22 protein-coding genes and 1 tRNA gene are annotated in these 24,135 nt (G+C 73.5%); 11 read left to right on the forward strand and 12 right to left on the reverse strand.

All coding sequences use genetic code 11. The features are described 5' to 3' along the window. Positions 1-29 precede the first annotated feature (29 nt). The 7 genes from rpoB to OKX07_RS14405 form a co-directional block, all read right to left on the reverse strand. A complete protein-coding gene (rpoB, locus tag OKX07_RS14375) occupies positions 30-3,536 on the reverse strand; it encodes a DNA-directed RNA polymerase subunit beta (RefSeq protein ID WP_265628753.1) in 3,507 nt (1,168 codons plus the stop codon). 443 nt (positions 3,537-3,979) lie between these two features. Beyond that, positions 3,980-4,627 carry a DUF5317 family protein gene (locus OKX07_RS14380; RefSeq protein WP_265628754.1) on the reverse strand — a complete coding sequence of 216 codons (648 nt, stop codon included), beginning with the start codon at positions 4,625-4,627 and terminating at the stop codon, positions 3,980-3,982. Between the two features lie 238 nt (positions 4,628-4,865). Continuing rightward, a complete protein-coding gene (gene rplL, locus OKX07_RS14385) occupies positions 4,866-5,255 on the reverse strand; it encodes a 50S ribosomal protein L7/L12 (RefSeq protein ID WP_265628755.1) in 390 nt (129 codons plus the stop codon). Positions 5,256-5,349: 94 nt separating this feature from the next. Continuing rightward, complete coding sequence (gene rplJ, locus OKX07_RS14390; protein WP_265628756.1) at positions 5,350-5,880, reverse strand: 50S ribosomal protein L10; 531 nt, start codon at positions 5,878-5,880, stop codon at positions 5,350-5,352. Between the two features lie 258 nt (positions 5,881-6,138). After that, positions 6,139-6,615 (reverse strand): DUF5317 family protein, encoded by a 477-nt coding sequence (locus OKX07_RS14395; RefSeq protein WP_265628757.1) that lies wholly within the window; start codon positions 6,613-6,615, stop codon positions 6,139-6,141. A 383-nt stretch (positions 6,616-6,998) separates the two neighbouring features. Beyond that, the gene (locus tag OKX07_RS14400) at positions 6,999-8,066 is read right to left on the reverse strand and encodes a CHAT domain-containing protein (RefSeq protein WP_265628758.1); all 1,068 of its coding nucleotides are present in this window, start codon (positions 8,064-8,066) and stop codon (positions 6,999-7,001) included. Continuing rightward, on the reverse strand, positions 8,063-9,688 hold the full coding sequence (locus OKX07_RS14405; RefSeq protein WP_265628759.1) for a hypothetical protein: 1,626 nt from the start codon (positions 9,686-9,688) through the stop codon (positions 8,063-8,065). Before OKX07_RS14405 ends, OKX07_RS14400 begins: the two co-directional genes overlap by 4 nt. Positions 9,689-9,890: 202 nt before the next feature. On the opposite strand from OKX07_RS14405, the gene OKX07_RS14410 reads away from it, so the two are divergent. The 3 genes from OKX07_RS14410 (at position 9,891) to OKX07_RS14420 (ending at position 12,446) form a co-directional block, all read left to right on the forward strand. Next, positions 9,891-11,225 (forward strand): S8 family peptidase, encoded by a 1,335-nt coding sequence (locus OKX07_RS14410; RefSeq protein WP_265628760.1) that lies wholly within the window; start codon positions 9,891-9,893, stop codon positions 11,223-11,225. Positions 11,226-11,299: 74 nt separating this feature from the next. Beyond that, positions 11,300-11,941 carry an RNA polymerase sigma factor gene (locus OKX07_RS14415; RefSeq protein ID WP_265628761.1) on the forward strand — a complete coding sequence of 214 codons (642 nt, stop codon included), beginning with the start codon at positions 11,300-11,302 and terminating at the stop codon, positions 11,939-11,941. A gap of 1 nt (position 11,942) precedes the next feature. After that, positions 11,943-12,446, forward strand: a complete 504-nt coding sequence (locus OKX07_RS14420) for a hypothetical protein (RefSeq protein ID WP_265628762.1) — start codon at positions 11,943-11,945, stop codon at positions 12,444-12,446. Positions 12,447-12,608: 162 nt separating this feature from the next. On the opposite strand, the gene rplA is transcribed toward OKX07_RS14420, so the two are convergent. The 5 genes from rplA to OKX07_RS14445 form a co-directional block, all read right to left on the reverse strand. Then, positions 12,609-13,325 (reverse strand): 50S ribosomal protein L1, encoded by a 717-nt coding sequence (gene rplA / locus OKX07_RS14425; RefSeq protein WP_265628763.1) that lies wholly within the window; start codon positions 13,323-13,325, stop codon positions 12,609-12,611. A gap of 115 nt (positions 13,326-13,440) precedes the next feature. After that, positions 13,441-13,872: a 50S ribosomal protein L11 gene (gene rplK / locus OKX07_RS14430; RefSeq protein ID WP_265628764.1), complete on the reverse strand. Its 432-nt coding sequence runs from the start codon at positions 13,870-13,872 to the stop codon at positions 13,441-13,443. Between the two features lie 84 nt (positions 13,873-13,956). Then, positions 13,957-14,853, reverse strand: a complete 897-nt coding sequence (gene nusG / locus OKX07_RS14435) for a transcription termination/antitermination protein NusG (protein WP_265628765.1) — start codon at positions 14,851-14,853, stop codon at positions 13,957-13,959. 101 nt (positions 14,854-14,954) lie between these two features. Further along, positions 14,955-15,236: a preprotein translocase subunit SecE gene (gene secE, locus OKX07_RS14440; RefSeq protein WP_265628766.1), complete on the reverse strand. Its 282-nt coding sequence runs from the start codon at positions 15,234-15,236 to the stop codon at positions 14,955-14,957. A 157-nt stretch (positions 15,237-15,393) separates the two neighbouring features. Then, positions 15,394-15,466: transfer RNA gene (locus OKX07_RS14445), tRNA-Trp, on the reverse strand. Positions 15,467-15,698: 232 nt separating this feature from the next. Here OKX07_RS14445 and OKX07_RS14450 point away from each other — a divergent pair. From OKX07_RS14450 to OKX07_RS14485, 8 genes are all read left to right on the forward strand, one after another. Next, complete coding sequence (locus OKX07_RS14450) at positions 15,699-16,934, forward strand: pyridoxal phosphate-dependent aminotransferase (protein WP_265628767.1); 1,236 nt, start codon at positions 15,699-15,701, stop codon at positions 16,932-16,934. A gap of 95 nt (positions 16,935-17,029) precedes the next feature. After that, positions 17,030-17,941 (forward strand): ABC transporter ATP-binding protein, encoded by a 912-nt coding sequence (locus tag OKX07_RS14455; RefSeq protein WP_265628768.1) that lies wholly within the window; start codon positions 17,030-17,032, stop codon positions 17,939-17,941. Beyond that, the gene (locus OKX07_RS14460; RefSeq protein ID WP_265628769.1) at positions 17,938-18,813 is read left to right on the forward strand and encodes an ABC transporter permease; all 876 of its coding nucleotides are present in this window, start codon (positions 17,938-17,940) and stop codon (positions 18,811-18,813) included. Before OKX07_RS14455 ends, OKX07_RS14460 begins: the two co-directional genes overlap by 4 nt. A gap of 43 nt (positions 18,814-18,856) precedes the next feature. Then, a complete protein-coding gene (locus OKX07_RS14465; protein WP_265628770.1) occupies positions 18,857-20,116 on the forward strand; it encodes a sensor histidine kinase in 1,260 nt (419 codons plus the stop codon). Further along, complete coding sequence (locus tag OKX07_RS14470) at positions 20,113-20,742, forward strand: response regulator (RefSeq protein ID WP_265628771.1); 630 nt, start codon at positions 20,113-20,115, stop codon at positions 20,740-20,742. Before OKX07_RS14465 ends, OKX07_RS14470 begins: the two co-directional genes overlap by 4 nt. Positions 20,743-20,812: 70 nt before the next feature. Beyond that, the gene (locus OKX07_RS14475) at positions 20,813-22,351 is read left to right on the forward strand and encodes a sensor histidine kinase (protein ID WP_265628772.1); all 1,539 of its coding nucleotides are present in this window, start codon (positions 20,813-20,815) and stop codon (positions 22,349-22,351) included. Further along, positions 22,348-23,025 carry a response regulator transcription factor gene (locus OKX07_RS14480; protein WP_265628773.1) on the forward strand — a complete coding sequence of 226 codons (678 nt, stop codon included), beginning with the start codon at positions 22,348-22,350 and terminating at the stop codon, positions 23,023-23,025. The genes OKX07_RS14475 and OKX07_RS14480 overlap by 4 nt, the downstream gene beginning before the upstream one ends. 37 nt (positions 23,026-23,062) lie before the next feature. Continuing rightward, positions 23,063-24,094 (forward strand): adenosine deaminase, encoded by a 1,032-nt coding sequence (locus OKX07_RS14485; protein ID WP_265628774.1) that lies wholly within the window; start codon positions 23,063-23,065, stop codon positions 24,092-24,094. The last annotated feature ends 41 nt before the right edge of the window (positions 24,095-24,135 follow it).

Here is a 24,135-nt window from a genome sequence, read left to right on the forward strand (position 1 = left end):
CGCGAGCGTGGCCGGCCCGGGGCTCGACGTCAGATCTCTTCGACGCTGCTGGCGTTCGGGCGCCGCGACAGGTCGATGCCGAGCTCTTCCGCAGCGCGGTAGACCTCGTCGTCGTTCTCCTTCATGTCGATCGACACGCCGTCGGAGGACAGCACCTCGACATTCAGGCAGAGCGACTGCATCTCCTTGAGCAGGACCTTGAACGACTCGGGGATGCCGGAGTCCGGGATGTTCTCGCCCTTGACGATCGCCTCGTAGACCTTGACGCGGCCCGGGACGTCGTCCGACTTGATGGTGAGGAGCTCCTGCAGCGTGTAGGCAGCGCCGTACGCCTCGAGGGCCCACACCTCCATCTCGCCGAACCGCTGGCCACCGAACTGCGCCTTACCACCCAGCGGCTGCTGCGTGATCATCGAGTACGGGCCGGTGGAGCGGGCGTGGATCTTGTCGTCCACCAGGTGGTGCAGCTTGAGGATGTACATGTAGCCGACGGACACGGGCTCCGGGAACGGCTCGCCGGAGCGGCCGTCGAAGAGCCGCGCCTTGCCGTCGCCCTTGACCATGCGCTCGCCGTCCCGGTTGGGGAGCGTCGAGCCGAGCAGACCGGTGAGGGTCTTCTCGGGAACACCGTCGAACACCGGGGTGGCGACGGGGTTGCCGGGCTTCGAGCTCGCCACGGCGTCAGGGACGCCGTCGCGCCACGAGACATCGCCCTCGGCGAGCTGGATGTCCCAGCCCTGCTTGGCCACCCAGCCCAGGTGCGTCTCGAGCACCTGGCCGACGTTCATGCGCCCCGGGACGCCGAGCGGGTTGAGCACCACGTCCACGGCCGTGCCGTCCTCGAGGAACGGCATGTCCTCGACGGGCAGGATCTTGGAGATGACGCCCTTGTTGCCGTGACGGCCGGCGAGCTTGTCGCCGTCCGTGATCTTGCGGCGCTGCGCGATGTACACGCGGACCAGCTCGTTCACGCCGGCCGGCAGCTCGTCGCCGTCGTCGCGGCTGAACGTGCGGACCTCGATGACCGTGCCCGACTCGCCGTGCGGGACCTTGAGCGACGTGTCGCGGACCTCGCGGGCCTTCTCACCGAAGATGGCGCGCAGCAGGCGCTCCTCCGGGGTCAGCTCGGTCTCGCCCTTGGGCGTGACCTTGCCGACGAGGATGTCGCCCGCCGCGACCTCGGCACCGATGCGGATGATGCCGCGCTCGTCCAGGTCACCCAGGACCTCCTCGGAGACGTTCGGGATGTCCCGCGTGATCTCCTCCGGGCCGAGCTTGGTGTCGCGCGCGTCGACCTCGTGCTCCTCGATGTGGATCGAGGACAGCACGTCGTCCTGCACGAGGCGCTGCGACAGGATGATCGCGTCCTCGTAGTTGTGGCCCTCCCACGACATGAACGCCACGAGCAGGTTGCGGCCGAGCGCCAGCTCGCCCTCGTCCGTCGCCGGGCCGTCGGCCAGCACGGAGCCGACCTCGACGCGCGCGCCGTGCTCGACCAGGACCCGCTGGTTGTAGCAGGTGCCCTGGTTGGAGCGCCGGAACTTGGCGATGCGGTACGTCGACGTCGTCGCGTCGTCGTTGGCGACGACGACGAGGTCGGCGGACACCTCGGTGACGACACCGGGCTTGGTCGCCACGATGACGTCGCCCGCGTCGACCGCCGCACGCCGCTCCATGCCGGTGCCGACCAGCGGCGCCTCGGAGCGGACCAGCGGCACGGCCTGGCGCTGCATGTTGGCACCCATGAGGGCACGGTTCGCGTCGTCGTGCTCGAGGAACGGGATGAGCGCGGTGGCGACCGAGACCATCTGGCGCGGCGAGACGTCCATGTAGTCGACGTTCGCGCCGGGCACCAGGTCGGGCTCGCCGCCCTTGGTGCGCACGAGCACGGCGTCCTCGACGAAGAGGCCCTCGTTGGTCAGCGGCGCGTTGGCCTGCGCGATGATGTGCCGGTCCTCGTCGTCGGCCGTGAGGTAGTCGACCTCGTCCGAGACGACGCCGTCGACGACGCGCCGGTAGGGCGTCTCGACGAAGCCGAACGGGTTGATCCGCCCGTACGTCGCGAGCGAGCCGATGAGGCCGATGTTCGGGCCCTCGGGCGTCTCGATCGGGCACATGCGGCCGTAGTGCGACGTGTGGACGTCACGGACCTCCATGCCGGCGCGGTCGCGGGACAGACCACCCGGGCCGAGCGCGGACAGGCGACGCTTGTGCGTCAGGCCCGCGAGCGGGTTGTTCTGGTCCATGAACTGCGACAGCTGCGACGTGCCGAAGAACTCCTTGATCGACGCCACCACAGGGCGGATGTTGATCAGGGTCTGCGGGGTGATCGCCTCGACGTCCTGCGTCGTCATGCGCTCGCGCACGACGCGCTCCATCCGCGACAGGCCCGTGCGGACCTGGTTCTGGATGAGCTCGCCGACCGCGCGGATGCGACGGTTGCCGAAGTGGTCGATGTCGTCCGGCTCGACGCGGATCTCGATCGACTCGCCGCTGCGCGTGCCGGGCAGCGTGGGCTTGTCGATGTGGAGCGCGGCGAGGTACTTGATGGTCGCGACGACGTCCGACAGCGTGAGCACGGAGTCGGACAGCGGGGCGTCCTGGCCGAGCTTCTTGTTCACCTTGTAGCGACCGACCTTGGCCAGGTCGTAGCGCTTGGGGTTGAAGTAGAAGTTCTCGAGCAGCGCGCGGCCGGCCTCGACGGTCGGCGGCTCGCCCGGGCGGATCTTGCGGTACAGGTCGAGCAGCGCCTCGTCCTGGGTCTGGACGTGGTCCTTCTCGAGGGTGTCGATGACGGCGGGGTAGTCGGCGAACTCCTCGCGGATCTCGCCCTCCGACATGCCGAGCGCCTTGAGCAGCACGGTCGCGTTCTGCTTGCGCTTGCGGTCGACGCGCACGCCGACGTTGTCGCGCTTGTCGATCTCGAACTCGAGCCAGGCGCCGCGGCTCGGGATGACCTTGGCGGTGAGGACGTCCTTGTCGGACGTCTTGTCCGCGGTCCGCTCGAAGTACACGCCCGGGGAGCGCACGAGCTGGGACACGACGACGCGCTCGGTGCCGTTGATGATGAAGGTGCCGCGCTCGGTCATCAGGGGGAAGTCACCCATGAAGACGGTCTGCGACTTGATCTCGCCGGTCGTGTAGTTGACGAACTCGGCGGTCACGAACAGCGGTGCGGCGAACGTGAAGTCCTTCTCCTTGCACTCCTCGGCCGTGTACTTCGGCGGCTCGAAGCGGTGCTCGCGGAAGGAGAGGGACATCGTCCCGCCGAAGTCCTCGATCGGGGAGATCTCCTCGAAGATCTCCTCCAGCCCCGCGGTCTCCGGCACGTCCGTCCGTCCGGCCTCGAGAGCGGCGGCCACACGGGCCTGCCAGCGCTCGTTGCCCAGCAGCCAGTCGAAGCTCTCGGTCTGCAGACCGAGGAGGTCGGGGACCTCGAGAGGCTCGTGGATCTTGGCGAAGGAGATGCGACGGGATGCGGTGCGGTTCGCGATGGCGTCGGCGGACGGTGCATTAGGGATGCGCGAGGCAGCCAAGAGGGGTCCTTCCCTGCGGATCGTGGCACGCTGCGCCGCCTGGCAAGGCGCAACCCCCCGGCCACGACACGAGGTCCGACGCGCGTACGTCGGAACCGGGGTCGGGATATCTGAGGTCGCGGGCACAGGCCAGCGCAAAGCGCTAGCGTACGCGCCTTCGTGGGCAACTTCAAGTCAGCCCAGAGGGAGCCCACCACGGGCCACACCGCCCGTACCGGCGACCTCGTCGTCGCCGCGTGCCATGGTGACACACCCTCCCCGGCGGGGAAACGGTGCGGGGTCACACGTCCTGCCGACGTGTGACCCCGCGACCTCGGCGCGACCCCTCAGGGGCCGCCCGGATCAGTGCCCCTGCGTGTAGGGGGCGGCGAACGCGTAGACGGCCAGGACGACTGTCACGACGCTCGCGGTGGTGACGTACATGCGCTCGCGGGTGGGCTTGCTCATCGGGTGCTCCTCTCGGTCGCGGGCACGACGCCCGCCTGGGTGGGGTGGTGCTTCTCACCGGGGTCACCGGTGGGTTCTGCGGCCCGGCGGACGCCGAGCACGAGGACGGCCGCGAGGCCGCCCCACAGGAGCAGGTCGCCGATGCTGAGGACGACGCCGAGGCCGGGCAGGCCGATGACGTCCGACAGCGCGACCAGGTCGGTGTCGGGACCGACGGGGACGTGGCCCGGTGTCGGCGCCGCGACGTGCTCGGGCGCGATCCCGGCCGTCCGCGCTGCGTCCACGGAGAAGGGCATGCCGCCGTTGAGGGCCGTGGCGAGCGCGTTGGCGGCCGCACCCGCCAGCACGGCCGCGAGCGCGAGCCGCGCCGCCCGCCCCGCGCGGCCGGCGTTCGCGAGCACGAACCCCGTCGCGCACACGGCGAGCGCGAGGGGTGGCAGCACTCCGCCCGCGGTGTGCAGGAGCCCACCGGCCCACGCCGGGTCGGCGGTACGGACGACCTGGACGAGCGCGCCCACGAGCACCCACGGCAGTCCCCGCACCCGGACGTGCGCGAGCGCTGCGACACCCTCGCCCCGCACGAGGACCACCACGAGCGCGAGCACGGGGACGACGAGCAGCACGAGGAGCTGGCCCGCACTCATGCCCGCCTCCTGGCCGCAGCTCGGGCGCACGGCCGGGGGCCCTGCGCGCGGACGCCACGTCCGCGCCGACGACAGTATCGACGATCCGGACATCACGGACAGGGCGTCTCAGGGTGCGGCGCGGGCCGCGCGAGGCCTCCTGCGCGGCCGCTCCGTCACCGGGGACGGCACGAGGCCCGGTCCCCCACAGGGGACCGGGCCTCGTCAGCACTGGCGCCGGCCTCGCGGCCGGCGCAGATCACTTGAGCGTGATCGTGGCGCCCGCGCCCTCGAGCGCAGCCTTGGCCTTCTCGGCCGTCTCCTTGTTGACACCCTCAAGGACCGGCTTCGGCGCGCCGTCGACGAGGTCCTTGGCCTCCTTCAGACCGAGGCTCGTGAGCGTGCGCACCTCCTTGATGACCTGGATCTTCTTCTCGCCGGCAGCCTCGAGGACGACGTCGAACGAGTCCTTCTCCTCCTCGACCTCGGCCTCGGCGGCGCCACCGGCGCCGGCGGGGGCCGCGGCGGCGACCGGAGCGGCGGCGGTGACCTCGAAGGTCTCCTCGAACGCCTTCACGAACTCGGACAGCTCGATGAGCGTGAGGTCCTTGAACGCGTCGATGAGCTCGTCGGTGCTGAGCTTCGCCATGGTGGCGGTTCCTTCCGTTCGGACCCGCTGCCCGATTCTCGGACGGCGGGAGGTGCTGGGCGTGCTACGTGAGCGTGCGGCCGGAGCGTCGGGCTCAGGCTGCGGCGTCGGACTCCTCGCGCTTCGCGCGCAGGGCCTCGACGGTGCGCACGGCCTGCGAGGCAGGAGCCGTGAACAGGTACGCGGCCTGGTAGAGCTTGGCCTTCATCGCGCCGGCCGCCTTGGCCAGCAGGACCTCACGGGACTCGAGGTCCGCGAGCTTGGTGATGTCCGCAGCGGTCACGGGGCGGCCGTCGAGGACGCCCGCCTTGATGACCAGTGCGGGGTTCGCCTTGGCGAAGTCACGCAGTCCCTTGGCCGCCTCGACCGGGTCACCGGTGACGAAGGCGATCGCCGACGGGCCCGCGAGCGCGTCGTCGAGGCCCTCGAGGCCGGCATCCTTGGCCGCGATCGCGGTCAGCGTGTTCTTCACCACGGCGTAGTGCGCGTTGCCGCTGAGCGCCTTGCGCAGCGCCTTGAGCTGCGCGACGGTGAGCCCGCGGTACTCGGTCAGCACGGCCGCGTTCGAGCCGCGGAAGCGCTCCGTCAGCTCCGCGACAGCGGCAGCCTTGTCCGGCCTCGCCATGGCATTCCTTCCGATGGTGGTGCCACCGGGCGCGAACCTCGCTGCCGCAGGAACGACGAGAGCCCCGCGCAGGCGCGGGGCTCGACGCCGCACCGGCCCGGTCGGGCCACGTGCAGCACAGGACGTGCGATGAACTCTCACCTGCGCAGGCCCCCGCGTCACGCGGAGCTTCGGCCGGTCCGACGAGCGGACCGACGACCGGCGGTCTTGGGCACCGACGAGACTACGACATGCCCGGGGGTACGACCAAATCCACGGTCACCCGGACCGGCGCTCGGTGAGCACGGCGACCGCCACCCGCGCCTGCGCGCTCCCGGACGCACGCTCCCGGCGTCGCGGGCCCGCCGCCGTCGCGACGAGCAGACCGGCCGCCCCCGCCCCCAGGAGCACGTCCCCCGCGCTCAGGACCACACCCGCGCCAGGGACGGGGAACACGTCACCGAGGGCGAGCAGGTGCGTGCCCTCGCCCGCGACGACGTGCCCGGACACCGGCGCCACGACCGCCGACTCCGGGAGACCGGCGGCGCGCGCCGCCCCGACGTCCAGGGGCATGCCGCCGTTGACGCCGACGACCAGCAGGTTCGCACCCGCCCCGAGTGCCATGGCGGCAAGCGCCGTCCGCGCCGCCCGGTCCGCCCCACGCCACGTCGTCGCGACGAGCCCGACCACGCAGCCCGCGAGCAGGGCGGCGACCGCGGTGCCGCCGGCGGGGCGCGCACCACCGCGGACGCCCACGCCGGGTCCAGGACGTGCAGCAGGTGGACGCCGACAGCCGTCACCACCCAGGGCAGCAGACGCGCGACGCGCGACGCCGCGGCCCGGACGGTGTCGCGCGCGGCCACGACCTCCCCGGGGGCGGGCGGCACGTCAGCGGGGTCCGGGGACGTCGGCAGGGCGTCGACGGCGACGTCCTCCCGGGTCGCCGCGCGCAGGACGAGGACGATCAGCGCGACGAGCGGCAGCACCGCGAGCGCGCCGAGCTGGTCTGCACCCACCCCGCCACCTCGCTGCCCGCAATGCCCGGTTTGACCCGCTATGGGTCGTGCGGGGCAGCGTAGGGCGGCGGGCCTGCGCGGCGGCAGGTGGATCTCAGATGGCGGATGGGGTCGGACAGACCCTCAGGCGGCACCGTGCGCGCTGAACGTGCACCAGTTGACGAAGCCCGCGGGCGTGTCCCGGTCGATCTCGCCGCGCGCGCCGTGCAGGGCCCGCGCCATCGTCTCCCCCGCGGCCAGCCGGCGGTGCAGCGCGAGCATGAGGTCGACCACCTCGACGTCCGGCACCGCCGCGATGGAGGCGACGACGCCGGCGGTGCCGCGCGACAGAATCGCCGACACCAGCCCGAGCACCTCGTCGCCCTCGTACGCCACGTCCGCGCCGGAGTGGCAGGACGCGAGGACGAGCCGACGGGGCGCCACCCCCGCCCGGTGCAGCTCCTGCACGGTCACGGGCCCGTCGGCCAGCACCACCGACGAGAACATCGGGTTGTCGGAGCGCAGCGCGCCGTGGCACGCGAGGTGTGCGAGGTCGGCCGCCGCCACCGCGGCGACCACCGCGTCGGCACGGCTGTCCTGCGCGCCCAGCACCTGCACGTCGCGGTGCAGCGCGCGCAGCGCCTCGACCTCGTCCTGCGCGCCCCGCAGGTCGGGTCCCGCGACCAGGACCACGGGCCGGTCGGGGGCGGGCACGCGGGCCCGGGTCCGCAACCAGGCAGCGGCCGACGGCGCGAGCGCGACCGGGCCGTCGTGCAGCGCGGACCAGGGGGCACCGTGCAGCACACCCACCGGCACGACGACGAGCTCGGCGTCCGGCGACAGCCCGAGCGGCTCGACCAGCGTCGCCCGCAGGCGTGCGATCCGCAGGTCGGCGCTCGCCCGCGCGGCCTCCGCCGCGGCACGGCTGCTCGGGTCGACCATCCGACGCAGCGCGAAGACGAGCGCGCGCAGGGTGTCCCCGACGTCGCCGGCGACCTCGCCGAGGTCGACGACGCGGGCGCGCGCGGCGTCGACGACGACGGCGACGAACCGGTCGCCGTGCCGCCCGTACTCGACCAGGACCCGCCCCCCGAGCGCGGCGCGGACGGTCCCGATGCCGGGCACGCTCGTCACGCGCGACGGCGCGCCCGCGACGTCCTCGAGCCAGGCGGAACGGCGGGCGTCCGCGAGCTCGTCGTCCGCGACGATCACCGCACGCTGCCGGGCGGCCGCATGCGCGGACTCACGGTCCTCCTGCTCCGCACCCGGAGCGACGCCGTCGTGCGGCACCGCACGGGTCGGTCCCTCCGGCTCCGGTGCGACGACGGGCAGCCGTGCCTGCAGGGCCGCCGCGCGCGTCTGCTCCATCCAGCGCAGCACGGCGGCGGGCGACCCTGCCGGACCACGACCTCGAGCCCCAGCTCCCCCAGCTGCGCCCCGTGACCCGACGCCAGCGCCTGCAGCTCCATCGTCGGCAGCGCGTCGCGGTGGCGCGCGAGGTCGCGCAGGCCTGCCCGGCACTCACGCAGCACGTCGTCGTCGACGCCGCCGAGGCGTCCCGCCAGCGCCGCGGCCAGCCGCCCCCGCAGCCGCACGGAGAGCGGTCCGCGACGGGCGAGCGATGCCGCTGCGGTGAGGTGGCGGTCGGCGCGCCGGGGCATCGCGAGGGCGGCCGCGAGCCTGCCGCCCTCGAGGTGCGCGTCCGCGGCGGATCCGAGCTCACGCGCGCGCTCCAACCGTCCTGCGGCACGACGGACCGCGGCGAGGTCGGCGGGGCCCGCGTCACCGGCCCTCGCCCGGGCGCGGACGGCGATGAGCACGGCGCGGTCGTGCGCACCCGGGCGGCGCTGCGCACGCGCGCGGACGCGGGCCGTCTCCGCCTGTTCCGCCGCTCCGACGGCGTCGCCGAGCATCAGCAGCGTCTCCGCCAACGAGATGCGCGCGTCGACCTCCACCAGCCCGCCACCGGCCGCGGCCAGCTCGTCCAGCGCGCGGCGGCCGGCAGCCGCGGCCTCCGGCAGGAGCCGGAGCTCGCGCATCGTCTCCGCGTACTCGACGTAGTACTCACCGGGAGACTGCCCGGCCTCCTGCGACGCCCGCGCCGCACGCTCCAGGTCACGCAGTCCGTCCGCGAGCCGCCCGGTCTGCACCTCGATGAGGGCCCGCGTCAGGTAGGGCCACGAGCGCAGCGACGGCCCCAGGCGGGCTGCACCGTCGACCGCGAGCTGGGCCCAGCGCAGCGCCTCCGTGTACTCGGTGCGCGCCACGAGCACGAGCGCGAGGTTGTTCGCCGCCCGCACGAGATTCGCGCTGCCGGGCGCCACCTCGCGCACGATCGACCGGTACCGGGCCTCGGCCTCGACGAGGCGGCCGGCGTTGTGATCCATCACGGCGAGCTGGAGCTGGATCCGAGCGTGCAGGTCGTCGAGCTCGGGGTCGTCGCCGCGGCGCTCGTCGACGATCCGCAGCGCCGCCGACGCGTCGGTCCGCGCGCGAGCGGTGCGGCCGAGCTCCAGCTGCGCGACCGAGCGGCTGGCGAGCACCCACGCCCCGGGTGTCGCGAGCCCCGCGCGCCGCGCGAGGGCGAGCGCGTCGTCGAGCATCGCGACGGCACCGGCCGGGTCGCCTTCGTGCCTACTGAGGACGGCCAGCGCCCGCAGGGCCCAGACCAGTGCCTCCGGGTGGTGGTGGGCCCGCGCCTGCTCGGCGAGGTCGGCCGCACGGAGCCGGGTCCCGGCCGGGTCCGCGTCGATCTCCGACTCGAGCCGACGGGCCTGCGCGAGCACCTCGGCGCGCGACGTCACCAGGGGCGTCGTGGACTCGGGGGGCTGCACCCTGGGATTTTAGTGCCCCGGACGTATCAAGCACGGCACCCGGACCCTCTGCACTGGCGAGGACCGTACCGATCCGAGATGAGGAGCACCCCGTGGCCCGATTCCCCGGCAGGCCCGCCGGCCGGCCGTTCGCCGACGACTACGACGCGCGACTGGTCGGTGGTCGCCCGAGGGCCGCGTCGGCCCCGCCGCGATGGTCGGGTTGAGGGGTCCAGGCTCCGGGTACCTGCGGGGTCTCGGCCGGTCGCTGTCGCCGGACGACGACGCCGACGAGGCCGTCCAGCGTCGGCGGGAGGCCGTCATCGAGCGCCTCCGGACCGGGTGGACACGCCGCGAGGCCCCCGAGCTCGAGGTGGTCCAGAACGACTACGGGTCCGACGTCTTCCCGGTCGCGGGCGAGATCCTCGCCGCCACCGCGACCTGGGACGACATCCAGACCGAGGAGGGCGGGGCCGGCCTCGAGGTCGTGCCGCTGGGCCACCCCGAGCTCGAGGGCAGGGTCGTCCGGCTGAGGCAGGCGGTGCCCGGGACGAACGAGGACGTGCGGGAGCTCGTCAGGTCGTTGCAGGGACGTGGGCACGCCGTCTCGATGTCGTACGTGACCCCCCTGGGCGGACGACCGATCATGAAGCCGAACTCCGGCGAGTTCGCACCCCAGGTCGCGGACTTCCCCGCCTACCAGGCAGCGGGTCCCCGCTACGGCGAGGGCGTGGTCGTGGCCGTCATCGACACGGGCGTCACCCAGGACCCCCGCAGCGACGGATGGCTCGCCGACGTGCCGCGGGTCGCGCACGACGACGCGTCCACCGCGCACGACGACTCGAACATCGACCCGCTCGACGCCGAGCCACGGGACGGGTGGCTCGACGTGTACGCCGGCCACGGGACGTTCGTCGCCGGCGTCGTGGCACGCGTTGCACCCGGCGCGGAGATCCGCGTGTACAAGGCCGTCGGCCCGGGCGGCGCCGGCTGCGAGCTCGACGTCGCGTCCGCGCTGATCCGGGCCGTGCGCGACGGCGCGCACGTCGTCAACCTCTCGCTGGGAACCCAGACGCTCTTCGGCGAGGCCTCCGTCCCGCTCGGCGTCGCGCTCGACGTGGTCCGGGAGATCGAGGACGAGCGAGGAAGCGTCAGCGTGATCGTCGCGTCCGCGGGCAACTACGGGGACGCGGTGCCGACCTACCCCGCCGCCTTCGGCCGGGTCGTCGCCGTCGGAGGCCTGACGGCCGAGCTCCGGCCGACGACGTGGTCGAGCCGCGGCCCCTGGGTGGACATCTCGACCGTCGGGGAGGACGTCGTGTCGACGTACGTCGAGGGCCGCCAGAACCCGGCCTTCGGCAGCGGTGCGGAGTTCGGCGAGAACCCCTTCGCCCGCTGGGTCGGCACGTCCTTCGCCGCACCCCAGGTCGCGGGCGCGATCGCGCGCACGATGACCGAGCTCGGGGTGTCGGGCCCCGAGGCCGTCAACGCCCTGCTCGCCGCCGGTAAGCCCGTCGCGGGCTTCGGCAAGGCGTTGCAGATCCTGCCGGGAGCGTAACCATGTTGGGCACCTGCCTCGTCGAGCGTCATGATGGCCTTCGGGACGAACCCGACAGGCGAAGGAGTCGTGCCGTGAGCAGCCGAGAACAGCTGGGCCTGCCCTACGACGAACGCACCACGTCACAGCTCGTGGCGGGTGCGCTCACGGGCGACGAGGGGTCATGGGCCGAGATCGTGCGCCGCCACACGAACCTCGTGATGGCGCGCGTGCGGCAGTTCCGGCTCACGCCGCAGCAGGCCGAGGACGTCGCGCAGACCGTGTGGCTCAACCTGCTGGAGCACCTCGCTGACCTGCGGGAACCCGCTGCTCTGCCCGGCTGGATCTCGACGGCGACGCGGCACGAGTGCATCCGCATGACCAACCTGTCGCGCCGGTCGATCCCCGTCGACCCGACGACGGGCCGGCTCGACGGCCAGGACGACGTCGAGCTCGACGGCGAGCTGCTGCGCAGCGAGCGGCACGCCGCGCTGCGCGCCGCGCTCGCCGAGCTGCCCCCGCACCAGCGCGAGCTGCTGCTCCTGCTGTCCACCGATCCACCGCCCAGCTACCAGGAGGTGTCGACCCGCCTCGGCATCCCCGTCGGGTCGATCGGCCCGACGCGGCAGCGCGGTCTGGCGCGACTGCGTCAGACGGAGGCGATCCGCACCTATCTCGCGGTGCCGTCAGGCCCCGTGCTCGGCGAAGGAGGCCGCGATGTGCTGGCACTCGGATGACGTGAGCCTGCCGCAGCCGCGCCCCGCGGACGCGTGGGAGGACGACGACGTGCTCGCCGGCGACCTCGTCCGCGCGGTCACGGAGGACGACGCGGTGCGCCGGGTCACCACCGCGGCGACGACCGCGTTCCACGCGCACCGCGGCATGCTCGCGCTGCGTGACGAGCTGGCGACGGACCTGCTGCTGCTCTCCCTGGTGCACGACTCGTGCACCGCGGGCGAGCTGACGGGGGTCCGCGACCGCAGCGGTCAGCCGTCGCGGACCCTCGTCTTCGAGGGCGACGGCATCGGCGTGGAGGTCGAGGTCACCGACGGCGCCGTCGAGGGCCAGCTCATCCCGGCGCGCCCCGGCCGCGTCGTGCTGCGCCGGCCGGACGGCGACGTCACGGGCGTCGACACCGACGAGGTCGGGTACTTCCGTCTCGACGCCCGCCCCGAGGGTCCCGTACGGCTGGTCTGCGAGAGCGCGGCCGGCACGTGCGTGACCGCCTGGCTGCCCTGGTGAGGGGCTGACGCGCCGCGGGACCCTCCCGGTGCGTGGACGGGGCCCGGTCCGCAGGGGGGACCGGGCCTCGTCGCGCGCCCCCACGGCGGCGGCCCGTGACGGACGACGGCCCGGCCACCCCTCGCGGGGTGCCGGGCCGTCGGACGTGCGGGAGGCGGGCCGTCAGGCCGCGTCCTCCTCCGTGAGGTTGCGCGTCTTGGACTGGTCCAGCGCGATGCCGGGGCCGTTGGTCGTCGAGACGGTCGCCTTGCTGATGTAGCGACCCTTCGAGGACGCGGGCTTCAGACGCAGGATCTCCTCGAGCGCGGCGGCGTAGTTCTCCACCAGCGAGACCTCGGGGAAGGACGTCTTGCCGATGATGAAGTGCAGGTTCGCGTGCCGGTCGACCCGGAACTCGATCTTGCCGCCCTTGATGTCCGTGACGGCCTTGGCGACGTCCATCGTCACGGTGCCGGTCTTCGGGTTCGGCATGAGGCCGCGGGGTCCGAGGACCTTGCCGAGGCGACCGACCTTGCCCATGAGGTCCGGCGTGGCGACGGCGGCGTCGAAGTCCGTCCAGCCGTCCGCGACCTTGGCGATGAGCTCGTCGCCGCCGACCTCGTCCGCACCGGCGGCGCGGGCCTGCTCGGCACGCTCACCGTTCGCGAACACGATGACGCGGGCCGTCTTGCCGGTGCCGTGGGGCAGGTTGACCGTGCCACGGACCATCTGGTCGGCCTTGCGGGGGTCGACACCGAGGCGGAACGCGACCTCGACGGTCGCGTCGTACTTCGTGGTCGACGTCTCCTTGGCGAGGCGCACGGCCTCGAGCGGCGTGTAGAGGCGGTCGTCCTCGATCTTCTCGAGGGCGGCGCGGTACGCCTTGCTGTGCTTTGCCATCTGCTTGCTCTCCTTGTTCAGCAGTCGTGGTCATCCGGGCCGCACATGGGCCCTGCCACCTGTCCGTGGGCGCGGGACGCGCTCACGGGACGTGCGTGTCGGTACTGAGCGGTGCTCAGGCCTCGACCTTGATCCCCATCGAGCGCGCGGTCCCGGCGATGATCTTCTGCGCCGCGTCCAGGTCGTTCGCGTTGAGGTCCTCGAGCTTGGTGGTCGCGATCTCGAGCACCTGCGCCTTGGTGAGCGTCGCCACCTTGACGGTGTGCGGCGTCGGCGAGCCCTTGGCCACGCCCGCGGCCTTCTTGATCAGCTCGGCGGCCGGCGGCGTCTTCGTGATGAAGGTGAACGAGCGGTCCTCGTACACCGTGATCTCGACGGGGATGACGTTGCCGCGCTGCGCCTCGGTGGCCGCGTTGTAGGCCTTGCAGAACTCCATGATGTTCACGCCGTGCTGACCGAGCGCGGGCCCGATCGGCGGCGCGGGGGTGGCCGCGCCGGCCTTGATCTGGAGCTTGATGAGGCCGGTGACCTTCTTCTTGGGGGGCATGATGCCTTCCGTTCGTGTCGTGGGCCGACGCCGTGGGCGATGACCCGGTTGCAGTACCCCGCTGCGCGGGGCGGATCAGCGAGGTCAGATCTTCGAGACCTGGCTGAAGGACAGCTCGACCGGGGTCTCCCGGCCGAAGAGCGAGACGAGGACCTTGAGCTTCTGGTTCTCGGGGTTGATCTCGGAGATCGTCGCGGGCAGCGTGTCGAAGGGCCCGCCGTCGGTGACGGTGACCGACTCGCCGACCGTGAAGTCGACCTCGACCGGCTTGCTCGACGACGCGGCCGCCTGCTGGGCCGGGGTCTTGATCTCGAGCGTCGGCGCGAGCATCGAGAAGACCTCGTCGAGCGTCAGGGGCACCGGCTGGTGCGTGTGCCCGACGAACCCGGTGACGCCCGGCGTGTGGCGCACGGCGCCCCACGACTCGTCGGTCAGGTCCATGCGGACGAGGACGTAGCCGGGGATCCGCACGCGCTTGACGACCTTGCGCTGCGCGTTCTTGATCTCCACGACCTCCTCCATGGGGACCTCCACCTGGTGGATGTAGTCCTCCATGTTCAGGCTCTGCGTGCGCGACTCGAGGTTCGCCTTCACGCGGTTCTCGTAGCCCGCGTAGGAGTGGATGACGTACCAGTCGCCGGGCATGCGGCGCAGCTGCGCCTTGAACGCGGCGACGGGGTCCTCGTCAGGGTCGATCTCGTCGTCCGACGCGGGCGCGGCCTCGTCGGTGGCGTCGTCGTCGGCGGCATCGGCTGCGTCGTCCGGTCCGGCCTCGTCGGCGTCCCCGGCCTCGCTGTCGTCGGCCACCTCGACCTCGGCCACCTCGACCTCGTCGGCCTCGACCTCGTCGCCCTCGACCTCGGCGGCGCTCGTGTCGTCGATCTCGTCACCCGCGCTCGCCTCGACGGCCTCGACGGAGGCCAGGGCGTCCGCGAGCTCGGCCTCGGCGCCCGACGTGGGCTCCTGCGACTCCTGCGACACGTGCAACCTGCTTTCTTTCGGTGAGGGGCCGGCGCACACGCCGGCGTCGCGCGGGCTCGACCCGCGCGGGTGGGTGGTGCGCCGGCGTCAGCCGGCGCGCGTCACCCGAAGACCCAGAACGTCAGCTTCCCGATGCCCAGGTCGATGAGCGTGACGAAGAGCATCACGACGGTGACGAACACGAGCACCACGCTGGTGTAGGTGATGAGCTCCTGGCGGGTGGGCCGGACGACCTTCTTGAGCTCGGCCACGACCTGCCGCACGAAGAGCGCGATGCGCGCGAACAGCCCGCGCTTGTGCTCCTCGCGGCGCGGCTCGCGCTCGCTCCGGTCGGCGGCGGAGCCGTCGGCGTCGGACGCCGCGGCGGCAGCGGTATCGCTCACGTCAGGCCCCTGTCTCGTCTCGTGCGGCACCCGGACGGGACCGCTGGTCGAGGACGCACGGGCCGGACCGACGCGACGCGCCGGACCGACCGGCGGTCCTGCTCACGACGCCGACCCGCGCCCCGAGAGATCTCGGGGACGGATCGGTCCGCGTGCGCAGGGCAGACAGGACTCGAACCTGCAACCTGCGGTTTTGGAGACCGCTGCGCTACCAATTGCGCCACTGCCCTACGACGACCTGGTCCACCACGACGTCGCTCCCCCCAGGACCGCTGTGGCCTGAGGGCGTGCTTCATCATGGCGGACGTCAACCGCCGGGTGATCACTGTACGCGACCCGGGCGGTGCGGTCGAACCCGCCCATCCTCGCCCCCGGGGCGTCGGCCGATCTCGCCCACGGCCCGCGTACCACGTCGTGATATCCGCTCGCGGCACCGCCCCGTGCCTCTGCGAGGATGTCCGCGTGAGCCAGCACAGCGCCCCGACGACGACGTCCACCCGCGCGAGGGTCTCCGCCCGCGTCGCCGCGATCGCGGAGTCCGCGACCCTCGCGGTCGACGCCAGGGCAAAGGCCCTCAAGGCCGCCGGCCGGCCGGTGATCGGCTTCGGCGCCGGCGAGCCCGACTTCCCGTCGCCGGACTACGTGGTCGAGGCGGCGGTGCGCGCGGCGCAGGACCCGGTCAACCACCGGTACTCCCCCGCGGCCGGCCTGCCCGTGCTGCGCGAGGCGATCGCCGCCAAGACGCTGCGCGACTCCGGCTACGACGTGAAGCCCTCCGAGGTGCTGGTGACCAACGGCGGCAAGCAGGCCGTCTTCCAGGCCTTCGCCGCGCTCCTCGACCCGGGTGACGAGGTCCTGCTGCCCGCGCCGTACTGGACGACCTACCCCGAGGCGATCCGCCTGACGGGCGCCGAGCCCGTCGAGGTGTTCGCGGGCGTCGACCAGGGCTACCTGGTGACGGTCGAGCAGCTCGAGGCGGCCCGGACCCCCCGGACCAAGGTGCTGCTGTTCAACTCGCCCTCGAACCCGACGGGCGCGGTGTACTCCCCCGAGCAGACGCAGGAGATCGGCCGCTGGGCGCTCGAGCACGGCATCTGGGTCGTCACGGACGAGATCTACGAGCACCTGACCTACGACGACGCGGTGTTCACCCCGATCGTGCGCGCCGTCCCGGAGCTCGCGGACACGACCGTCGTCCTCAACGGCGTCGCCAAGACCTACGCGATGACCGGCTGGCGCGTGGGCTGGATGATCGGGCCCACCGACGTGATCAAGGCCGCCACGAACCTGCAGTCGCACCTGACGTCGAACGTCGCGAACGTGTCCCAGCGCGCGGCCGTCGCCGCGCTGACGGGCGACCTGTCGGCCGTCGAGACGATGCGGGCGGCGTTCGACCGGCGCCGCCGCACGATGGTCGAGATGCTCTCGACGATCGACGGCGTGCGCTGCCCGGCGCCGCAGGGCGCGTTCTACGCCTACCCCTCGGTCGAGGGCGTCCTCGGCCGCACGATCCGCGGCGTCACGCCGACGACGTCGGCCGAGCTCGCCTCGCTCATCCTCGACGAGGTCGAGGTGGCGGTCGTGCCGGGCGAGGCGTTCGGGCCCAGCGGCTACCTGCGCCTGTCGTACGCGCTCGGCGACGACGACCTGGTGGAGGGCGTGGGCCGCATCCAGGCCCTGCTCGGCGAGGCCGTCTGACCCGCTGACGGACGCGGTCGTCCACCGATCGGTGGACGACCGCCACCACCGCGCGGTCGTCGCGGCGGCGACGTCCCCGGCGGGACGCTCGGAGCATGATGACGACGAACGCCCCGGCCGTCCTGGTCGAGGGCCTGCACAAGCGGTACGGCGACAAGCGCGCCGTGGACGGCCTCGACCTGCGCGTCGAGCACGGCGAGATCGTCGCCGTCCTCGGTCCCAACGGCGCCGGCAAGACCACGACCGTCGAGACCCTCGAGGGGTTCCGACGGGCCGACGCGGGGCACGTGCGCGTGCTCGGTGAGGATCCCGCGCGCGGCGGACGGGCCTGGCGGTCCCGGCTCGGCGTGGTGCTGCAGGACAACCAGGACCTCGCCGAGGTGACGGTCGGGGAGATCGTGCGGCACGTCGCGGGCTTCTACCCCGCGCCCCGGGACCCTGACGCCGTGATCGACGCGGTGGGCCTGCGGGAGAAGGTGTCGACCCGCACGCGTGCGCTGTCCGGCGGGCAGCGGCGCCGGCTCGACGTCGCACTCGGCGTCGTCGGCGACCCCGAGCTGCTGTTCCTCGACGAGCCGACCACGGGGTTCGACCCGCAGGCGCGCCACGACTTCTGGGACCTCGTGGAGTCCCTGCGGGACACGGGCACGACGATCCTGCTGACGACGCACTACCTCGAGGAGGCCGAGCGGCTGGCGGACCGCGTGGTCGTCGTGGCGCGCGGACGCGTCGTGGCCGAGGGCGCGCCGGCGGACCTGGGAGGACGACGGGCGCGACGGGCCCGTGTGCGCTGGACGGTCGACGGCGTCGGCCACGAGGAGGCGACGGACACCCCTACGGCGCTCGTCGCGCGCCTCGCCGCACAGGTCGGCCGGCCCGACGGGGAGGTCCCCGGGCTGCAGGTGCTGCGGCCCACGCTGGAGGACGTGTACCTGGGGCTGATCGGCGAGGCCGCGACGGACGCGGCGACGGGCACGGCTGCGACACACGAGGAGGCGGCACGATGACCACGACGACCGGCACCACCGACGGCACGCGCACGACGCGCTCCGCACGACGCACGACGACGGCGCTGCCGGGCCCGGCCCGCCTTGCCTGGTCCCGCACCCGGTACGAGGTCCGGGGGTTCTTCCGCGAGCGCGACTCGGTCGTGTTCGTCTTCGCCTACCCGATCCTCATGCTCGCGATCTTCGCGACGGTGTTCGGGGCGGACGAGGAGGTGCTGGCCGGGTCCGGCGTCTACTTCCCGCAGTACTTCCTGCCCGGCATGGTCGCCACGGGCGTCATGCTCTCGAGCTTCCAGAACCTGGCGATCGCGATCGCGGCCGAGCGCGACGACGGCACCCTCAAGCGGCTGCGGTCGACACCGCTGCCCCCCACGGCGTACTTCCTGGGCAAGACGGGGCAGGTGCTCGTCACGGCGGGCGTGCAGACCGCGCTGCTGCTCGCGGTCGCGGCCCTGGTGTTCGACGTCCCCCTGCCGACGGAACCCGGCCGCTGGGCGACGTTCGCCTGGGTCTTCGTGCTCGGCACGGCCGCCGGATCGGTGTGCGGCGTGGCGTACTCCTCGGTCCCGCGCACGGGCCGGTCGGCCAGCCCGGTCGTGATCCCGGTGGTGCTGGTCCTGCAGTTCGTCTCCGGCGTGTTCTTCCAGTTCGACCAGCTGCCGACGTGGATGCAGCAGCTGGCGTCGGTCTTCCCGCTGAAGTGGATGGCCCAGGGCATGCGCTCGGTCTTCCTCCCCGACGAGGCGGCGGTGCTGGAGCCGTCGGGCTCCTGGCAGCACGGGGCGACGGCCGCCGTGCTCGCGGCGTGGCTGGTCGTGGGGCTCGTGGTGGGCGTGCGGACCTTCCGCTGGCGGCGCCGGGACGACGGGTGACGCGCGTCGACCGGTCGGCCGGGACCGTGGCAGAGTCGCGGGCATGAGCACCGCCGCCGCCGCGCCCCCCGGGCGCGCGACCGTGGACCGGCACGGGTTCTGGCTGCGCACGCTGCTGATGTACGACCTGGTGTTCGTCGGGATGTCGACGGTGTACCTGATCGCGGTGCTGACGCAGGCCGACGACCTCGCCGAGGCGCTGGTGCCGGCGACCACGATGGTGGTGCTGACGCTCGCGTACGCCCTGGTCGGGCGGCGCGGCGCGCAGCGCGGCAGCGCCCGGCTCGTGGACGCGTACCTCGTGGTCCTGGTCGTCGTCGTGGTCGTGCAGGTCGTGAACGGCGACATCGGCTCGGTCCTGCTCTTCCTCGCCTTCACGCAGATCTGGTTCTTCGCCCGCACCCGCGTCGCGGGCGTCGTGTGGGCGACGGTGCTGACGGTGGCCATCACGACCGGCGCGGTCCTGCGCGTGCAGGCGAGGGGCCCGCAGATCGCGGAGATCGCCGCGGAGTACGGCGCCGCGCTGCTCTTCGCCGTGGTCCTCGGGCTGTGGATCACGCAGGTCGCCGAGCAGAGCGAGGTGCGCGCCTCCCTGCTCGAGGAGCTGAGCGCCGCGCAGGACGCGCTCGCGGCCTCCCACCACGAGGCCGGCGTCGTCGCCGAGCGGGAACGGCTGGCCGCGGAGATCCACGACACGCTCGCCCAGGGGTTCACGTCGGTCGTGATGCTCGCGCAGACCGCGACGGTCGAGCTCGAGCGCGGGCACGCCGACCGCGCGGCCGCGCGGCTGGCGCACATCGAGGACGTCGCGCGGGACAACCTGGCGGAGGCGCGTGCGCTCGTCGCGGCGTTCGCCCCGCCCGACCTGCAGGACGGCACCCTGGCCGACGCCCTGGCGCGCCTGGCGGCGCGGTTCGGGGCGGAGACCGGGACGCACGTGGAGGTCGTCGCCGCGGCCGCGGACGACGTGACCGGACGCGATGCGCAGCTCGTGCTGCTGCGGGTCGCGCAGGAGTCCCTGGCGAACGTCCGCCGGCACGCGGGCGCGTCGCAGGTCACGTTGCGCCTGACGCGGTCCGGCGACGAGGTCGTGCTCGAGGTCGCCGACGACGGCGGCGGGCTGCGGCCCGGCACACCGGAGGGCAACGGGCTGCGCGGCATGCGGGCCCGCGCCGACGCCGCAGGGGGTGCGCTCGACGTGGTGGGGATGCCGGGCGGAGGCACGCGGGTGCGGGTCCGGGTACCGGCCGCCGTGGACGCCGCTGCGACGCGCCCCACCGCCACCGACGGGGAGGCGTCGTGACCGTGCGCGTCGTCGTCGCCGACGACCACCCGGTCGTCCGGGCGGGGATCGTGGCCCTGCTCGACCTCGAGCCGGACCTCGAGGTCGTCGGGGAGGCCGGCGACGGGGAGCAGGCCGTCGCGCTCGCCGCGGCGCTGCGCCCCGACCTCGTCCTCATGGACCTGCGGATGCCGGGCACCGACGGCGCGGACGCGACGGCCCGCATCGTCGCGGAGGTGCCGGGCGTGCACGTGCTGGTCCTGACGACGTACGAGACGGACACCGACATCCTGCGGGCGGTCGAGGCGGGTGCGACCGGCTACCTGCTCAAGGACACGCCGCGCGACCAGCTCGTCGCAGGGGTGCGCGCCGCCGCACGTGGTGAGTCGGCGCTGTCGCCGTCGGTGGCCCGCCGGCTCGTGCAGCAGGTGCGCGGCGACGGTGGCGACCGCCTCACACCCCGCGAGCGACAGGTCCTCGCGGGCGTCGCGCGGGGGCTGTCCAACGCCGCGGTGGGTCGCGAGCTGTTCATCACCGAGGCGACCGTGAAGACGCACCTGCTGCGGGCGTTCGCCAAGCTCGGCGTCGACGACCGCACCCGCGCCGTCACCGTCGCGATCGAGCGCGGGATCCTGCCCGGCGCGTGACGCGCCGACCCGCAGACCGGCGCGCGGACGCACCTACTCCCCGCACCGGGCGCCCGACCATACTGAGCGCATGCGGAACGGGCCGGCGTCGGGACGGGCGCTCGGCGTGCCCTCCGAGGCGCCGCGGGCCACGACCTCGCGCGTCACCGTCCGGGGCCGGCTCATGACGGCCGTGGTCGCGCTGACCGCGGCGGCGATGACGGTGGCCGGGGTCACTGGGCTCGCGCTGCAGCTGCGCGCGACCGACGCCCGCATCGACGACTCGCTGAGCCGCGCCGTCACCGCGTTGCGCAGCACCCAGGCGGAGGGTCAGGTGCAGCCCGACGGGTCGCGCGGCCCGTGGACCTCCGTGCAGGCGATGCTGCGCGAGGCGGTCGAGGCGCGCGTGCCGGCCGAGCACGAGGGCATGCTCTCGATGATCGACGGCACGTTCGACCTGCGGCCTGCGGACGAGACGCGCGCGATCCGCCTGGACACCGACGAGGAGCTCATGGCGTGGCTCGGCGGGCTCACGCCCGACGACCCGCTCTCCGACGTCCCGCGCACGGTGCGCACGTCCGTGACCGAGTACCGCCTCGTCGCCGTCCCGGTGAGCCTCGAGGCCGATCCCGGCGTCGCGGGCATGTTCGTCGTCGCCTCCGACCGGACCGCGCAGAACGCGGGCGTGTGGCGGATCTTCGCCACCTACTCCCTGGTGGGGCTGGTGGCGCTGGCGGTGACGTCGCTCGTGGCGTGGTTCGTCGTCGGGCGGATGCTGCGCCCCGTCCGGGTGCTGCGCGACACCGTGCGCCGCGTCACCGAGTCGGACCTCTCCGAGCGCATCGCCGTCCGCGGCAAGGACGACCTGTCCGACCTCGCGGCCTCCGTGAACTCCATGCTCGCGCGTCTCGAGGGCGCCTTCGGGTCGCAGCGCGAGCTGCTGGACGACGTGGGCCACGAGCTGCGCACCCTGACGATCGTGCGCGGCCACCTCGAGCTGCTCGACCCGGGCGACGAGTCCGACGTGCGCGCGACGCAGTCCCTCGCGCTCGACGAGCTGGACCGCATGCAGCGCCTGGTCGACGACCTCGTGACGCTCGCGACGGCCGACCGCCCCGACTTCGTGCGGCGGGCGCCCGTCGACGTCGGACGCCTCACCGACGACGTGCTGGAGAAGGCCCGCGGGCTGGGCGAGCGCCGGTTCGTCGTCGTGTCGCGCGCGGACGTCATGGCGGACGTCGACGCGCAGCGCGTCACGCAGGCCTGGCTGCAGCTGCTGGCCAACGCGGTGCGCTTCTCGGCTCCGGGGTCGACCGTGCGCCTGGGCAGCGAGGTGTCCGCCGGCCGCCTGCTCGTCTGGGTGCGCGACGAGGGCCCGGGCGTGCCACGCGACGAGGAGACGCGGATCTTCGAGCGCTTCCACCGCGGGCAGGCCGACCGCGTCCAGCACGGTGCGGGCCTCGGCCTGCCGATCGTCGCGGCCATCGCGGCCGCGCACGGGGGACGCGTGTTCCTCGAGCATCCCCCGCCCGGCGCCGGTCCCGGCGTCGGTTTCGTCCTCGACCTGCCCGCCGTCGGCCTCGTCGACGGCGAGTCCGAGTCCCTCGAGCTCGTGGAGCCCCGCAGATGACGCACATCCTGATCGCCGAGGACGAGGAGCGCATCGCCGCCTTCGTCGCCAAGGGCCTGCGCGCCCACGGGTACGAGGCGACCGCCGTCCTGACCGGTGAGGCGGCGCTCGAGCGCGTCGAGACCGGTGGTGTCGACCTGCTCGTGCTCGACCTGGGCCTGGGCGACATGGACGGCTTCGACGTGCTGCGGTTCCTGCGCGCCGAGGGCTACGAGCTGCCCGTGATCGTCCTGACGGCACGCTCGTCCGTGACCGACACGGTCACGGGCCTGGAGTCCGGCGCCGACGACTACATGGCCAAGCCGTTCCGCTTCGAGGAGCTGCTGGCCCGCATCCGGCTGCGGCTGCGCAGCCAGCCGGCGGCGACCGCCGCACGCGGCAACGTGCTGGTGCACGGGCGGCTGCAGCTCGACCTGCGCACGCGGCGCATGAAGGTCGACGAGGTCGAGGTCGACCTGTCGGCGCGGGAGTTCGCGCTCGCGGAGACCTTCATGCGCAACCCCGGGGACGTGCTGACGCGCGAGCGGCTGCTGTCCGAGGTGTGGGGCTACGACTTCGACCCGGGCTCGAACGTCGTCGACGTGTACGTGCGGTACCTGCGGCGCAAGCTCGGCGCGGAGCACTTCGACACGATCCGCGGCGTCGGCTACCGCCTGGTGGACGCGCCCGCGTGACACGAGCCCGACGCACGCGCCTGGCACACTGGCCCCGATGCGCGACCTGAGCCTGCTCCCCAAGGCACACCTGCACCTGCACTTCACGGGCTCGATGCGGGTAGCGACGCTCGCCGAGCTGGCGGAGCAGCACCGCATCCGGCTGCCCTCGGTGCTGCTCGACGACGATCCCCTGCGGGTGCCCGCGGGCGAGCGCGGCTGGTTCCGCTTCCAGCGGCTGTACGACGCGGCGCGCGCGTGCGTGCGCTCCGAGGCGGACATGCGGCGCATCGTCGCGGAGGCCGCTGCCGACGACGCCGCCGAGGGGTCGGGGCGCCTGGAGATCCAGGTGGACCCCACCTCGTACGCGCCGTTCGTCGGTGGTCTGACGCCCGCGCTCGAGATCGTCCTGGACGAGGCGCGCACCGCGCAGGCGGCCACGGGCGTCGAGATCGGCGTCGTCGTCGCCGCGTCGCGCATGCGGCACCCCCTGGACGCGCGGACGCTCGCCCGGCTCGCCGCCCGGCACGCCGGCGACGGGCCGGGGCAGGTCGTCGGGTTCGGCCTCTCGAACGACGAGCGGCGCGGCACGACCGCCGACTTCGCCGGGGCGTTCGCGATCGCGCGGCAGGCCGGGCTGCTGAGCGTGCCGCACGGCGGGGAGCTGCTGGGACCCGCGCACGTCGAGGAGGTCCTCGACCACCTGCAGCCCGACCGCCTGGGGCACGGCGTGCGCTGCGGCGAGGACCCGCGCGTGCTGGACCGGGTCGTCGAGCGCGACGTCCCGCTCGAGGTGTGCCCGGCGTCGAACGTGTCGCTCGGCGTGTACGCCGGGCCGGCGGACGTGCCGCTGCGCGCCCTGGTCGACGCGGGTGCGCGCCTCGCGCTCGGCGCGGACGACCCGCTGCTGTTCCGGTCCCGTCTGGTCGACCAGTACCGCATCGCGCGGGAGGACCTCGGTTTCACGGACGCGGAGCTCGCGGATCTTGCCCGGGCGTCCGTGACCGCGAGCGCGGCGTCACCGGCGACGCGTGCGCGTCTGCTGGCCGGGGTGGACGCGTGGCTCGCGGCGGAGCCTGCCGCGGCCTGACGGCCCGCCGGCCCCCCGACGGACCCCGACCCGGACCGCGG

The sequence above is a fragment of the Cellulomonas sp. S1-8 genome (assembly GCF_026184235.1).
GTDB lineage: Bacteria > Actinomycetota > Actinomycetes > Actinomycetales > Cellulomonadaceae > Cellulomonas.